We start from the raw sequence: 15,023 nt of genomic DNA, 5'->3' as shown, positions 1-15,023 counted from the left end.
GGCTGCGCCTGCGCCGGGGGCTGCGCCTGCGCCGGGGGCTGCGCCTGCGCCGGGGGCTGCGCCTCCGCCGGCCGCTGCGCCTCTGTCGGGAGCTGCACTCTTGCCGGGAGTGGTCTTCCCGGCCTGGGCCTGCTGCGCACCCTGCACGATGTCGCGGACGCCGCCGAAGATCCCGTCGAGCCGCTGCACCCGGGCCTGGGTCACCTGCGGGTCCGCGAGCTGGCCGGTCCGCTTCCCGGTCAGCTGCTCGGTGATGGCCCACGCCTGGTCCAGCCGGGTGGCCATGGCCACCTCCCACGGGACCATCGGGCAGGCGGCCCCGGCGACGTCCACCTCGCCGTCGCAGCCGGCGGCGGCGCGGCGTTGCTGGATCAGGTCGACCACGGCCTGCCGGTTGGCGATCCGGGCCGGCGAGTTGGCGTCTGGATTCTGCCGCTGTCCGGCGATGAAGGTCAGGTTGTTGCGCAGGGCCGTGTCCAGGCCCTGGCAGTTCTCCGCCGCCTGACCGGTCCCGGTCGCGACCGCGAACGCCGCGCCGGCCGTCACCGCGAGCGCGACCCCGCCGGCGATCTTCCGCTGACGGGACGAACCCGCCACCCCTCGTCTGCTCCTCGTGCCCCTGCTCCACGCCATCGAAGCTCCTCTGCCTCGTCGTCACGGGTGTCCGGCATCCGGTGCGGGATACGGCGGCGACTGCGGAGACGGTTCACGTCGCGGCACGGCGGCGACGCAAAGTTCGACGGAGGGTGAGAGTTGGGGCGTTGCCGGCTACTGCGAGTAGTGCGTGGCCGGTCGATTCTCCGGTGAGCGATATGCCTCTGAGGCATATTTATGACTCACAGGCATATCGCTCACCACGAACATGTGTCCCCGGCGGCGACCTGACCAACCGGCCCGCGACCCGACCAAACCGGCAGGCGACCTGACCAACCGGCCCGCGAGCTGACTGATCGGCCCACGACCCGACCCACCGGCCCGCGACCCAAGCCGCGACCCGGCCAAGCCGCGACCCGGCCAAGCGGCGCCCCGGTCGCCGAGCGGCCCGCGGTCCGACCGTCTCCCGCGTCGCCGCCGCGCGAGCTGGCCGACTGGCCGGCGACGAGGGCGACGAGGGCGACGAGTCCGACGACCCGCGCTGACCTCGGGACGGAGACGGGAGACGGCCGGCCGACCGGCAGCGGCCCGGTCAGTCGCGGCGGAGCCAGAGCACCCCCAGCGGCGGGACCCGCAGCGCCACCGACGCCGGCATCCCGTGCCACGGCACGTCCTGCGCGTGTACCGCGCCGAGGTTGCCGACCCCGGAGCCGCCGTAATGGTGCGCGTCGGTGTTGATCACCTCGGTCCAGGTGCCGCCGGCCGGCAGCCCGATCCGGTAGTCCTCTAGCGGCAGCGCGGAGAAGTTCGCCACGCAGACCAGCGTCGCGCCGTCGGGGGCGATCCGGACGAACGAGACGGCGTTGTGGGCGACGTCGTCACCGGCGATCCACCGGAAGCCGGCCGGGTCGGTGTCCTGCGCCCAGAGCGCCGGCGTCGCCCGGTAGACCGTGTTGAGGTCCCCGACGAGGCGTTGCACGCCGGCCCGGGCCGGGTCGTGGGTCAGGTACCAGTCGAGGCCGCGCTCCTCGCTCCACTCCCGGTCGTCGGCCAGCTCGCAGCCCATGAAGAGCAGTTGCTTGCCCGGGTGCGCCCACATGTACGCCAGCAGCGCCCGCACGTTGGCCAGCCGCTGCCAGGTGTCGCCGGGCATCTTGGCGGCGAGCGAACCCTTGCCGTGCACCACCTCGTCGTGGCTGATCGGCAGCACGTAGTTCTCGCTCCAGGCGTAGGCCAGGGAGAAGGTGAGCTGATGGTGGTGGTGCTGCCGGTAGATCGGGTCCTTGGCGGTGTAGAGCAGGGTGTCGTGCATCCAGCCCATGTTCCACTTGAACCCGAAGCCGAGCCCGCCGTCGGCGGTCGGCCGGGTCACCCCGGGCCAGGCGGTGGACTCCTCGGCGACCATCACCACCCCGGCGTGGTGCTTGTAGACGGTGGCGTTGACCTCCTGGAGGAACGCGATCGCCTCCAGGTTCTCCCGGCCGCCGTGCACGTTCGGGGCCCACTGCCCCTCCTGGCGGGAGTAGTCCAGGTAGAGCATCGAGGCGACGGCGTCCACCCGCAGGCCGTCGACGTGGAACTCCTCGCACCAGTAGAGCGCGTTGGCGACGAGGAAGTTGCGCACCTCGCGGCGGCCGAAGTCGAAGACGTACGTGCCCCAGTCGGGGTGCTCGCCGCGCCGCGGGTCGCGTGCTCGTACAGCGGGGTGCCGTCGAAGCGGGCCAGCGCCCACTCGTCCTTGGGGAAGTGCGCCGGCACCCAGTCCAGGATCACGCCGATGCCGGCGCCGTGCAGCCGGTCGACCAGGTGGCGGAAGTCGTCCGGGTCGCCGAAGCGGGAGGTCGGCGCGAAGTAGCCGGTCACCTGGTAGCCCCAGGACCCGCCGAACGGGTGCTCCATCACCGGCAGGAACTCCACGTGGGTGAAGCCCATCTCGGTGACGTACGCGGTCAGCTGCTCGGCCAGTTCCCGGTAACCCAGGCCGGGCCGCCAGGAGCCGAGGTGCACCTCGTACACGCTCATCGGCTCCTGGTGCGGCTGCCGCCGGGCCCGCCGCTCCAGCCAGGCGGCGTCCGACCACTCGTACGTCGAGTGGTGCACCACCGAGGCCGTGGCCGGCGGCACCTCCGCGTACGCGGCGAGCGGGTCGGCCTTGTCCCGCCACCGCCCGTCGGCGCCGAGGATCCGGTACTTGTAGCGGGCGCCGATCCGCGCCTGCGGCACGAAGATCTCCCACACGCCGCTGGAACCGAGCGAGCGCATCGGCCAGCCGTCGTCCGGGCCCCAGCCGGTGAAGTCGCCGACCACCCGCACGCCCCGGGCGTTGGGCGCCCACACCGAGAACGCCACGCCCTCGTCGAAGACCCGCGCGCCGAGCGCTCCCAGAGCCGCTCGTGGCGCCCCTCGCCGATCAGGTGCAGGTCCAGCTCGCCGATGGTCGGCGGGTAGCGGTACGGGTCGTCGGTGACCTGCCCGTCGGCCTCGATCCGGTAGTCGAGCACCGTGCCCTCGACCCGGGTCTCGAAGACGCCGACGTCCTGCACCCGCTTCATCGGGTGCGCTCGTCGCCGACCAGCAGCATCACGTCGCCGGCGCCCCGGCGCATCGCGCGGATCGTGGTCCACCCGTCGGCGGGGTGCGCGCCGAGCAGGGCGTGCGGGTCGTGGGTCTCGCCGGCGATCAGCTGGTCCATCGCGCGTCCTCCGGGGCGGGAGCGGTCGGGGCGGTGCCGCCCGAAAGGTCGTTCGGCACGTCGGCGACGGTGAGGTCGGCCGGGGCGTGCCCGGTGGGCTCCGCCGCGCCCACAGCGGCCGGGCGGCGCACCGTCAACACGTGGGCGGGCTGAAGATACGGGTCGAGGCGGACGGCGTTGCGCTGCCCCCACTCGTAGCTGGCGCCGGTCAGTTCGTCGTGGACGGTGAACCGCTCGTGCCAGTCGAGGCCGAGGGCGGGCATGTCGAGGGTGGTGTTGCCCCACTGCACGCTGCGGGAGTCGAACGAGCAGACCACGATGACGGTGTTGCCGCTGTCCGGGTCGTGTTTGGACCAGCAGAGCAGCGCCGGGTTGTCGATGTCGTGGAAGCGCAGGTTGCGCAGCTGGTGCAGGGCGGGGTTGTCCCGGCGTACCCGGTTGAGGGTGGCGATGAACGGCGCCAGCGACCGGCCCTGCGCCTGCGCGCCGGCCCAGTCCCGGGGACGCAGCTCGTACTTCTCGTTGTCCAGGTACTCCTCCGCGCCGGGGCGGGCGACGTGCTCGAAGAGCTCGAACCCGGCGTACACGCCCCAGGAGGGGGAGAGCAGCGCGGCCAGCACCGCCCGGATCTTGAACATCGGTGGGCCGCCGTGCTGCAACGAGGAGTGCAGGATGTCCGGGGTGTTGGGCCAGAAGTTCGGTCGCATGTAGTCGGCCGCGGCGACCAGCTCCTCGCAGTACGCCCGCATCTCCGCCGCCGACGTGCGCCAGGTGAAGTACGTGTACGACTGGGTGAACCCGATCTTGCCCAACCCGTGCATGATGGCCGGTCGGGTGAACGCCTCGGCGAGGAAGAGCACGTCCGGGTCGACCTTCTTGACCTCGGCGATCAACCAGTGCCAGAAGTCGAACGGCTTGGTGTGCGGGTTGTCCACCCGGAAGATCCGGATCCCCTGGCCGACCCAGTGCAGCACCACCCGCAGCACCTCGGCCCGGATCCCCTCCGGGTCGTTGTCGAAGTTCAGCGGGTAGATGTCCTGGTACTTCTTCGGCGGGTTCTCCGCGTACGCGATGCTGCCGTCGGCCCGGGTGGTGAACCACTCCGGGTGCTCGGTCACCCAGGGGTGGTCCGGCGCGCACTGCAACGCCAGGTCCATCGCCACCTCCAGGCCCTGCTCGGCGGCGGCGGCGATGAAGTCGCGGAAGTCCTCCGGCTCACCCAGGTCGGGGTGGATGGCGTCGTGGCCGCCCTCGGCGGCGCCGATCGCCCACGGCGAGCCCACGTCGTCGGGCCCGGCGGTGAGCGAGTTGTTGGGGCCCTTGCGGTTGACCCGGCCGATCGGGTGGATCGGCGGCAGGTAGAGCACGTCGAAGCCCATCGCCGCGACGCCCGGGAGCCGCTCCATCGCGGTGACGAAGGTGCCCGAGCGGGCCGGGGAGTCGACGGTGGCCGGGATCGCGCCCTCGGAACGGGGGAAGAACTCGTACCAGGCGGAGAAGAGCGCGCGGGGGCGGTCCACCCAGAGCCGGTGCTCCTCGCCGGTGGTGACCAGCTCGCGCACCGGGTGCTCCCAGAGCAGGTCGGCCAGCTCCAGGGCCGGGGCGACCCGGCGGGGCAGGTCCAGCTCGGTGTCGCCCAGCGCGGCCACGGCGGCCTTCACCCGCACGACCTCGGCGGCCGGCACCAGCTCGGCCGCCGCCGTCAGCACGCGGACGCCCTCGGCGAGGTCGTTGGCCAGCTCCGCCGGCCCCTGCCCGGCGGCGATCTTCTTGGTCACCGCGTTCTGCCAGGTGAGGTAGGGGTCTCCGAACGCCTCGACGGTGAAGACCCAGTCGCCGACCGCGTCGGGCCGGATGATGGCGTGCCAGGTGTCCTGGCCCGGCTCGCCGGGGCGCATCCGGGTGAAGGGTCGCGCCGCGCCGTCCGGGCCGAGCCAGACCACGTTGCAGCCGAGCGCGTCGTGGCCCTCCCGGTAGGCGCGGGCCGACACGGGCACCACCTCGCCGACCACCGCCTTGGCCGGGTAGCGACCGCAGGCGACGACGGGGGAGACGTCTTCGATCGGGAACCGTCCGCTCACCCCGCCAACCTACTGCGCGAGATCGCTTCGCGCTCGGGTCAGCCTGCGGCGCCCACCGACCGGTACACCTCCATGGTGCGGGCCGCGACGGCGTCCCAGGAGAAGTGCTCCACCGCCCGCCGGCGCCCGGCCCGGCCGAGTTCGGCGGCGCGTGCCGGGTCGGCCAGCACCTCGTTGATCCGGGCGGCCAGGTCGGCCACGAACCGCTCCGGCTCCAGCGGCCGGCCGGAGCCGTCGCCGGCCTGTTCGATCGGCACCAGCAGCCCGGTCTCGCCGTCGGCGACCACCTCGGGGATGCCGCCGGTGGCGGTCGCCACCACGGCCGTCTCGCAGGCCATCGCCTCCAGGTTGACGATGCCCATCGGCTCGTAGACGGACGGGCAGACGAAGATCGTCGCGTGCGTGAGCACCTGGATCACCTCGTGCTTGGGCAGCATCTCGGCCACCCAGACCACCCCGGAGCGGTTGGCCCGCAGCTCGCCGACCAGGCCCTCGACCTCGGCGGCGATCTCCGGGGTGTCGGGGGCGCCGGCGAGCAGCACCAGCTGGGTGTCGGCGGGCAGCTCCCGCGCCGCGCGCAGCAGGTAGGGCAGTCCCTTCTGCCGGGTGATCCGGCCGACGTAGACCACGCTGGGGCGGGACGGGTCGATGCCGAGCCGGTCGACCACGTCGGTGCCGGTGTCCGGGGCGTACTGGGCGGTGTCGATGCCGTTGTAGACCACGCGGACCCGGTCCGGGTTCACCTCCGGGTACGCGGTCAGGACGTCGCGGCGCATCCCCGCGCTGACCGCGATGATCGCGTCGGCCGCCTCCACCGCCGTGCGCTCGCACCAGGACGAGAGCGCGTACCCGCCGCCGAGCTGTTCGGCCTTCCACGGCCGCAGCGGCTCCAGGCTGTGCGCGGTCACCACGTGCGGCACGCCGTGCAGCAGCTTCGCGGTGTGCCCGGCCAGGTTGGCGTACCAGGTGTGGCTGTGCACCACGTCGGTGCCGGCGCAGCCCGCGGCCATCTCCAGGTCGACGCCCATGGTGCGCAGCGCGGCGTTCGCGCGGCCAGGCCGGCCGGTTCGGCGTACGCGGTGACGCCCGGCTCGGTGCGCAGCGCGCCGAAGCAGTGCACCCGTACGTCGGCGAGTCGGCGCAGCTCCCGGGCCAGGTACTCGACGTGCACCCCGGCGCCGCCGTACACCTCGGGCGGGTACTCCCGGGTCAGCAGATCCACGCGCAGCCGTGCCGATTCCGTCATGCCCCCGCACCCTAGTGCAGAACTGTGCCCGTACGAGTGGTGAAGTCGCAGCGGGATGGATAGCGTCGGTGCATGGCTGCCAAGGTGCTCGCGATCGTCCTGGCCGGCGGAGAAGGCAAGCGCCTCATGCCGCTCACCACGGACCGGGCCAAGCCGGCCGTCCCGTTCGGCGGGATGTACCGCATGGTCGACTTCGTCCTGTCCAACCTGGCGAACGCGGGCTTTCTCAAGATCGTCGTGCTGACCCAGTACAAGTCCCACTCGCTGGACCGGCACATCACCCAGACCTGGCGGATGTCGACGATGCTCGGCAACTACGTCACGCCGGTGCCGGCGCAGCAGCGCCGCGGCCCGTGGTGGTTCGCCGGGTCCGCCGACGCGATCTACCAGAGCTTCAACCTGATCAACGACGAGCAGCCCGACTACGTGATCGTCTTCGGGGCCGACCACATCTACCGGATGGACCCCCGGCAGATGGTGGACGACCACATCGCCTCCGGCGCCGGCGTGACGGTGGCCGGCATCCGGCAGCCGCTGTCGATGGCCGACCAGTTCGGGGTGATCGAGGTCGGCGAGGACGGCCGGCGGATCCGGGCGTTCCGCGAGAAGCCCACCGACGCGGTCGGCCTCCCCGACGCCCCGGACCAGGTCTACGCCTCGATGGGCAACTACGTGTTCAGCACCGGCGCCCTCTGTGAGGCGGTCGAGCGGGACGCGGAGGACAAGACCAGCAAGCACGACATGGGCGGCAGCATCATCCCGATGCTGGTGGAGCGGGGCGAGGCCAACGTCTACGACTTCAAGGACAACGAGGTGCCGGGCAGCACCGACCGGGACCGCGGCTACTGGCGGGACGTGGGGACGCTGGACTCCTTCTACGACGCCCACATGGACCTGATCAACGTGCACCCGGTGTTCAACCTCTACAACTTCGACTGGCCGATCTACAGCAACCAGCCGCCGTACCCGCCGGCGAAGTTCGTCCACCAGTGGGGCGAGCGGGTCGGCCGCGCGGTCGGCTCGATGGTCTCGCCCGGTGCGGTGGTCTCCGGCTCGCTGGTGGAGAACTCGATCGTGTCGCCGAAGGTGAAGGTCCACTCCTGGGCGCACGTGGACGGCGCGGTGCTGATGGAGGGTGTCGAGATCGGCCGGCACGCCGTGGTCCGCCGGGCCATCCTGGACAAGAACGTCTTCGTCCCCGAGGGCGCGGAGATCGGTGTCGACCTGGAGAAGGACCGGCAGCGCTACACCGTCTCCGACAACGGCATCGTGGTGATCGGCAAGGGCCAGCGCGTCGAGCCGTGATCGAGGTGTGATCCCGGCCGTGGCCGGGAAGCAATGAGCGTCGGAGTACCGCCCTTGGAGGTTGCAGCAGTGGTCCATCCTCGCGCCGGACAGCCCGCCGAGCCCGCCGACCTGGTGGACGTGCCGCGGTTGGTGACCGCCTACTACGCCGAGCACCCGGACCCCGACGACCCGGCGCAGCAGGTCTCCTTCGGCACGTCCGGGCACCGCGGGTCGTCGCTGCGCAACGCCTTCAACTCCGACCACATCGTCGCGGTGACCCAGGCGCTCTGCGACTACCGCCGGGAGCAGGGCCTCAACGGCCCGCTCTTCCTCGCCCGGGACACCCACGCGCTCTCCGCCCCCGCCGAGGCGGACGCCCTGGAGGTGCTCGCCGCCAACGGCGTCACCGTGCTGCGGGACAGCCGCGACGGCTACACCCCCACCCCGGCGCTCTCGCACGCCGTGCTCACCCACAACCGGGGGCGCACCAGCGGCCTCGCCGACGGCATCGTCATCACCCCGTCGCACAACCCGCCCGACGACGGCGGGTTCAAGTACAACCCCACCCATGGCGGGCCCGCCGACAGCGACGTCACGAAGTGGATCCAGGACCGGGCCAACGCCATCCTGGCCGCCGGTCTCAAGGAGGTCCGGCGGATCCCGTACGCCCGGGCCCGCGCCGCCGACACCACCGGCGGGTACGACTTCCTCGCCGGCTACGTCGACGACCTGCCCGCCGCGATCGACATCGACGCCATCCGCGACGCCGGGGTGCGCATCGGCGCCGACCCGCTCGGCGGGGCCAGCGTCGCGTACTGGGGGGAGATCGCCGAGCGGCACCGGCTGGACCTGACCGTGATCAACCCGACGGTCGACCCCACCTGGCGGTTCATGACCCTGGACGGCGACGGCAAGATCCGGATGGACTGCTCCTCGCCCAACGCGATGGCCTCGCTGATCGCCGCCCGCGCCGACTACCAGGTCTCCACCGGCAACGACGCCGACGCCGACCGGCACGGCATCGTCACCCCCGACGGTGGCCTGATGAACCCCAACCACTACCTGGCGGTGGCGATCGGGCACCTGTTCCGTAGCCGGGAGCAGTGGGGCCCGGCGGCGGCGGTCGGCAAGACGTTGGTCTCCTCCTCGATGATCGACCGGATCGCGGCGGACCTGGGTCGTCCGCTGCTGGAGGTGCCGGTGGGCTTCAAGTGGTTCGTGCCCGGGCTGCTCGACGGCGCGGTCGGCTTCGGCGGCGAGGAGAGCGCCGGCGCGTCCTTCCTGCGCCGCGACGGGAGCACCTGGACCACCGACAAGGACGGCATCCTGCTCTGCCTGCTCGCCTCGGAGATCATCGCCACCACCGGGCGGACCCCCAGCCAGCACTACGCCGAGCTGACCGAGCGCTTCGGCGCCCCCGCGTACGCCCGGATCGACGCCCCGGCCACCCGGGAGCAGAAGGCCGTGCTCGGCAAGCTCTCCCCGGAGCAGGTGGGCGCCACCGAGCTGGCCGGCGAGCCGATCACCGCGACGCTCACCACCGCGCCCGGGAACGGCGCGGCGATCGGCGGGTTGAAGGTGACCACCGAGTCGGGCTGGTTCGCCGCCCGCCCGTCAGGCACCGAGGACGTCTACAAGATCTACGCCGAGTCGTTCCGCGGGCCGGAGCACCTGGCCCGCATCCAGGAGGAGGCGAAGGCGCTCGTCGACGGGGTGCTCGCCAAGGCCTGAGCCGGGGGGCGCGGTCAGCGCGGCGGGGGCAGCTCGCGGCGGTTCAACTGCTTCCGCATCCCGTCCGGCAGCAACTCGCGCAGCTGCTCGGGCAGCAGCGGCAGGTCCAGCAGGCTGAGCTTGAGCTGGTTGCGTTCCGCGTAGCGGCGGGGGTCGAGGCGGACCACCAGGCCGGCGTTCTGCTGGTACCGCACGTGCACCGCACCCTCGGTCGACGCCTCCCGGATGATCACGCCGTCCATCTCCACGGCCACCGGCGCCGAGTCGGGCAGCAGCTCCAGCCGGATGGTCTCGTCGGAGGAGAGCACCACCGACCGGGAGATGCCGGCCATCGGCGCGACGGCGTCACCACCACGGCCTGCGTCGCCGGTGAGATCAGCGGCCCACCCGCCGCGTAGCTGTACGCCGTCGAGCCGGTCGGCGTGCTGATCACCAGCGCGTCGCAGCGGTAGTAGCCGTACCGCTGCCCGTCGACGGCGAGGGTGGCGTTGACGAAGCCGGACCCCGGATGGCGGACGAGGGCGATGTCGTTGAACGCCACCACGTCGTCCCCGCACACGTCGCAGGCCAGGCAGGCGCGTGACTCGACGGTGAAGTCGTGGGCCACCAGCCGGTCCAGCGCCCGGGGCAGATCCGGCGGCTCGACCTCGACGAGGAAGCCGAGCTTGCCCAGGTGCACCCCGATTACCGGCTTCGGGTTGCGCACGGCCATGCGCAGCGCGCCCAGCATGGTGCCGTCCCCGCCGATGCTGATCAGCGCGTCCGCGCGGACGGCCACCTCCCCGGCGGGGACCGGCTCGACGCTGGACGGCACCCGGTGCGCGTCCTCCGCGCGCACCATCAACGTCTTGCGGTGGCGCGCCGCCCACCGTTCGATGATCGCGACCACCTCGGAGACGTCCCGGGTGGGATGCAGCACCAGACCCAGCCCCGCCACCCGTACAGCTCACCACATCGGCGTCGGACGCGCCGGACGTACCGGAAGTTGCGTCGGCGGTGGCTTTCACCTCCGGCGCACGCCCGCGGACCGCTGCCGGCGCGGCACGCCGACCGAATGCGACAGCGGGTCGGCCGGCGCCGGCGATCCGGCGCAGGGGCAGACCTTCCGCGCCGTTCGGTCATCGCCGCGCTCACCCGGTCGGACCGTCGACCATGCAGAGCGTGACCTTGCTGCAGTTTCGCCTGAACTTTCCCGGCTGGTCCGAGCCGGCGGGGGGCGGCGGACCAGTCATGAGAGCTCTGGTCGCACGACGGCGGCGGGGCCGAGCACCGTCACCGGGAGATCGAGCGGGAGTGCCCTCCCAGACCCCGTCATCGCGCCTGTACGTCCTCGACGGCCTGCGGCTCGTCGCCGCACTCCTCGTCGTCGGTTTTCACTTCACCGTCTTCGCCAAGCCCTGGGGCGTCCCGAACGGCTCGGCACTGCCCGGGCTGGCCGTGGCCACCCAGTTCGGCTGGCTGGGCGTCTACCTCTTCTTTCTGATCAGCGGTTTCGTGATCTGCATGAGCGCCGAGGGGCGGAGCGTGGCGCAGTTCGCCACCGCCCGGATCACCCGGCTCTCGTGCCCTCGTAACCTGCATTTTGTCGCCTCGTTGAGGGGGTTGCAGATGAACGGGGCGGGCGGGTGAAGATCGGCGCGCCCGCGACCTGCGCTCGGCAGTCAACCTCGTTCTGTCGCCTGGCGCCATGACGGCGATGGGCACCACGCTTCGTCGCCGAGCACCTCGATGCGACCCGATGCTGGCAAGCCGCACTGTAGCCCGCACCGCGCCGCCGCCATGTTTAGCGATCCTCGTTCTTCAATGGGCGGAAGACGATCGCTACACACGACGAAACGGCTCGGGTCCAGTACTGGCCCGCAATACCCTCTAACGCACTACGATCGGGAGTCAACGTTGCATTTCAGGCTCTTTTAATTGTGCTGGAGGACTGAGTGTTTTTCGCCATGTACCGTGGCCCGGGCCTGGCCGATTGGCGCCGGCACGTTGAGGAGCATGCCCGCTGGCTGGGCCTGGCATCGGCGTATGTCACGTGTGGACCGTTTACGTGCGCACAGCTTTCCAAGGTCGGGGAAGCCCCTGCGATCAGTCAGGTCGGTGATGTGATCCGGCTTCGTACGCTGCGACCCACGGCGGACAACGCCATGGCTATCGCGGCCAGCGAGCCGGCTGGGAACGACATCCGGATCGATTACCTGCTGGGCACCGACACGGTGAAGGCCTACGTACCGCCGGCTACGCCGGAACAGGTGGTCTTCTCGGCGGTGGACGGCGGCTTCTGCCTCAGCAACGACCTACGCCTCCTCGGCCGTATCGGGTGCAATCAGCTCGATCCGCGTGCCGTGCACGCGCTCCTCCAGTATGGCGCCATCCCGGCTCCGCTCACCCTGTTGTCCGGCGTCGAGCGTGCGGCACCCGGGCATGTCACCAGCATTGATGTCAGCAGCGGCGTGGCAACGGCCATAGCCGATCCCCTGCAGCCGCGCGAGGCTGCCGACGGCGCACGATTCGATCGATGCCTCGACGCAGTCCTCGACACGGCACCCAAGGGTTCGGTACTGACCTTCAGCGGCGGAGTGGATTCTGGACTTCTCGCGGCCCGACTGTCCGCCTTGGGGCGTACCGATGTCTGGTTGCTCAATTTTTCCTTTGGCGCCGCGGACCCGGAGGCGAAGCATGCGGCCGCGATGGCCAGGCATTTCCACCTGAACTTCGAGCAGGCGGCCTACGAGCCCACGGAGATGAATGCATTTTTGTCCGACGTCGGCCGCGACTACACGTACCCGTTCGGGGATTTCGCCACCATATGTACCAACTTTGTGGTGCGGGCCGGCGTCAAGATGGCACCCGACGTCCCGCAGTTCATCGATGGAACCGGCGCGGACGGTGCTTTCAGCGTCGGCCAACTGGCAACGTGGCAAAGGCTCTATCGGCTGCCTCGACCACTACTGCTTGGCGCAGCAGGACTCTACTCCTGGGCCGGGCTTTGGCGGCGGCCAAGCAGCCTCGAACATCGCACGAGGGTTCTTCGGCGAGCCGCCCAAATGCCGCTTCTGGAAGCTGCGGTGGTGGCGACCAACGCACTCGACGGCGTCCTCTATCGCTTGCCTCGGGCGGACCGGGCGTACCTGTCGCGGACGATACGCAAGTACATCATCGACTGCGCCCCCTCCGCGGACGTCCGTGATCAGTACCAATGGCTGGACCTGCTCCACATCTGCGCCGGTGAGTATGCGGCCAAGAGCTTCGATCCATTGCGCCTGCGGGGAGTACGTGCGGCCTTCCCGTTCCTGGAGCCAGATCTGCTCGCCGAAGCTTTCGCCATGCCGCGGGAGATCAAGTACAACTTCCGAGATGCCAAACTAGCGCTGAAAGCCAGCCTTGCCAGGTCCGTACCGGCTGAGCTGGTTTACCGCAGCAAGTCCGGGTTCGTTCCGCCGCTGGACCGGTGGCTTACCGAGGAGCCGCTGCGCGGAGTTGTACAGCGAATCTCGACAGAACCCGGGGTGTTGGCGGACTACCTTGAGACCACGCGGCTACGGCCGATCGTCAAACGCGCTACAGAGGGCCAGCCGTTGACCCAGGGCGTGAAGAATTTCGTCTGGATGGTGACTTTCTTCAAGCTCTGGTTGGATCAGCAGCCGTGGTTTGCCGATTAGCCTCGCGCCTTCAGGCTGGCGGTGGTGGTGGGTCGGGCACATGAAAGTGCCCGCTGGGTTGAGAAGATGGGACTTGCTGAGGGTCGTATCGCCAGCCGCTGCACGGTTTGCGCCGAGGCACGGACCCGCGCCGGGAAGCACGCGCTGTTCGTGTCCTGACCGAACGGAGCGGACGCGTCGCGTGCCGGCGATCCCGGCCGCGCCACTGGGGCGCCGGAGCGCTGCTCGTCACCTGCCGACGGCAGTGGAGGAACGGGGCCGATCACGATCCTGACCGGCGGCACCGGTGTGCGGCCTGTTCGCCCTCGTGCGTCCGTACCAGCGCAACGCGGCCAGCGCGACTAGGACGCCGGCGACGGCCGCTTCCGCGATGCAGGTTGCGGCGGCGACGCCCGTCGGACCGAGCGTCAGGGCCTGGACGAGCAGCCCACCGGTGACTACCACGGCGATGGACACGGCCACCCGGGTGGCGGCCCGGTAGTTGCCGTCGCCAATGCGATTCAGCGTGAAGGCCCGGTTGACCGTGGCGAACGGGAGGGCGAGCGCCAGCAGTTGTAACCAGATCGCCGATTCGGGGATCGGCAGGCCGAGCAGGCTGGTGGCGATCCAGGGAGCCCAGGCGACGACGCCTGCGGCGATCACCGCCCCGGTGGTCACGGAGATGACCTCGGCCTCCCGGCTGACCGCACCGGTCGGCCCCAGATTGTGCCGGCGCCGCGTGCGCATTGCCATCGGCACCCGCAGCCCGCTGAAGACGACGGCAACCAGCGCCTGATAGACGCTGACCAGGGCACCGAAGCAGCCCACGACGTGCGGGCTGGCGACCAGGGAGAGGGCGATCGTGCCGGCTCGCCCGGTGAGCGACTCCGCGACGCTGTAGGTGAACAGTTGCCGGTTCAACCGGAACGCCCGCCTCGCCCACGAGGGCGACAACCCGGTCCACATCGGGGGGCCGCCGGACGGGCCGCGGCAGACGAGCGCCTCGGTCGTGGCCAGGTAGGCGGCCGCGCCGGCCGCCAGCGCGATCGTCAGCGGCACACCGGCGATCAGCAGCACCAGCGCGAAGAGCCGGGTCGCGGTCATCGCTGCCGAGGCCGCGATGAATCTCATCTGGCGGACGAGATCGCTGAAGCGTAGCTCGGCGAGACTGTTCAGGATCATCACGGCGCCGGCGCTCAGCAGGGCCGTCGTCCCGTACCCGCGACCGCCGTACAGCCAGGCGAGCAGCACGGTGGCGGTGGCCATGGCCGGCGCGCGAGCAGCAGGCGCTGACAGCGGACGGACCGACGTTCGTCCTCGTTCCCCGTGGCATAGAGGAGCGACGATCCGCCCATGATCAGAATCGCGATCCAGGTGAGCGCGGCGGTCATGACGCTGTAGGCGGCGATTTCACCGGTCTGCCCCTGCCGTGCGCTGTACGCGAGTATCCCGGCGTTGAGCACGCCACTCACCAGACTCGACGCAGACGCTACGATGGTGTTCGACCGGACTCCTGTCGCGCGGGTCCGGCCCGCCCCGGGAGGCGCGGCGGGCGAGGGGGCCATCGTCTCCCGCGTCAATCGGTCGTTCAAGCGCATTCCTTTCGCGGCAACGAGCGGGTCGACAAGCCGATGGTTGGTTGCTCGCCGGTGAGGCTGGCCCCACAGGCTCCCGAGGATCCGGCGTCAGTGCCCCCAACTGTCAGCCTGATCCGGTCGAGAATGTTCAAACCAGCCGCGCCGGCGCGCCAGGAT

At 70.9% G+C, this 15,023-nt stretch carries 7 protein-coding genes and 3 pseudogenes; 4 read left to right on the top strand and 6 right to left on the bottom strand.

Annotated elements, in window-relative coordinates:
- The 4 genes and pseudogenes from JNW89_RS02825 to glgA form a co-directional block, all read right to left on the bottom strand.
- A pseudogene (locus tag JNW89_RS02825) lies at positions 1 to 633 on the bottom strand (hypothetical protein); the annotation flags it as partial.
- A 553-nt stretch (positions 634 to 1,186) separates the two neighbouring features.
- Positions 1,187 to 3,286, bottom strand: a pseudogene (glgB, locus tag JNW89_RS02820) (1,4-alpha-glucan branching protein GlgB).
- Positions 3,274 to 5,367: an alpha-1,4-glucan--maltose-1-phosphate maltosyltransferase gene (locus JNW89_RS02815; RefSeq protein ID WP_238447550.1), complete on the bottom strand. Its 2,094-nt coding sequence runs from the start codon at positions 5,365 to 5,367 to the stop codon at positions 3,274 to 3,276. The pseudogene glgB and the gene JNW89_RS02815 overlap by 13 nt, the downstream one beginning before the upstream one ends.
- A 38-nt stretch (positions 5,368 to 5,405) precedes the next feature.
- The gene (glgA, locus tag JNW89_RS02810) at positions 5,406 to 6,623 is read right to left on the bottom strand and encodes a glycogen synthase (protein WP_238447549.1); all 1,218 of its coding nucleotides are present in this window, start codon (positions 6,621 to 6,623) and stop codon (positions 5,406 to 5,408) included.
- A gap of 62 nt (positions 6,624 to 6,685) precedes the next feature.
- Between glgA and glgC the strand changes: the two genes are divergently transcribed.
- Entirely contained in the window at positions 6,686 to 7,918 is a 1,233-nt protein-coding gene (gene glgC / locus JNW89_RS02805; RefSeq protein ID WP_238447548.1) for a glucose-1-phosphate adenylyltransferase, read from the top strand.
- A 69-nt stretch (positions 7,919 to 7,987) separates the two neighbouring features.
- Positions 7,988 to 9,631, top strand: a complete 1,644-nt coding sequence (gene pgm / locus JNW89_RS02800; protein ID WP_238447547.1) for a phosphoglucomutase (alpha-D-glucose-1,6-bisphosphate-dependent) — start codon at positions 7,988 to 7,990, stop codon at positions 9,629 to 9,631.
- A gap of 14 nt (positions 9,632 to 9,645) precedes the next feature.
- On the opposite strand, the pseudogene JNW89_RS02795 reads toward pgm, so the two are convergent.
- A pseudogene (locus tag JNW89_RS02795) lies at positions 9,646 to 10,568 on the bottom strand (NAD(+)/NADH kinase).
- A 356-nt stretch (positions 10,569 to 10,924) separates the two neighbouring features.
- Between JNW89_RS02795 and JNW89_RS02790 the strand changes: the two are divergent.
- Positions 10,925 to 11,260, top strand: a complete 336-nt coding sequence (locus tag JNW89_RS02790) for an acyltransferase family protein (RefSeq protein ID WP_238447546.1) — start codon at positions 10,925 to 10,927, stop codon at positions 11,258 to 11,260.
- A gap of 305 nt (positions 11,261 to 11,565) precedes the next feature.
- Entirely contained in the window at positions 11,566 to 13,290 is a 1,725-nt protein-coding gene (locus JNW89_RS02785; RefSeq protein WP_238447545.1) for an asparagine synthase C-terminal domain-containing protein, read from the top strand.
- Positions 13,291 to 13,518: 228 nt separating this feature from the next.
- On the opposite strand, the gene JNW89_RS02780 is transcribed toward JNW89_RS02785, so the two are convergent.
- Complete coding sequence (locus JNW89_RS02780; protein ID WP_238447544.1) at positions 13,519 to 14,535, bottom strand: hypothetical protein; 1,017 nt, start codon at positions 14,533 to 14,535, stop codon at positions 13,519 to 13,521.
- Positions 14,536 to 15,023 lie beyond the last annotated feature (488 nt).

The organism is Micromonospora sp. 4G55 (genome assembly GCF_016803375.1).
The sequence above is the reverse complement of the archived record's forward strand: the minus strand, read 5'-3'. Positions and strand labels throughout refer to the sequence as shown.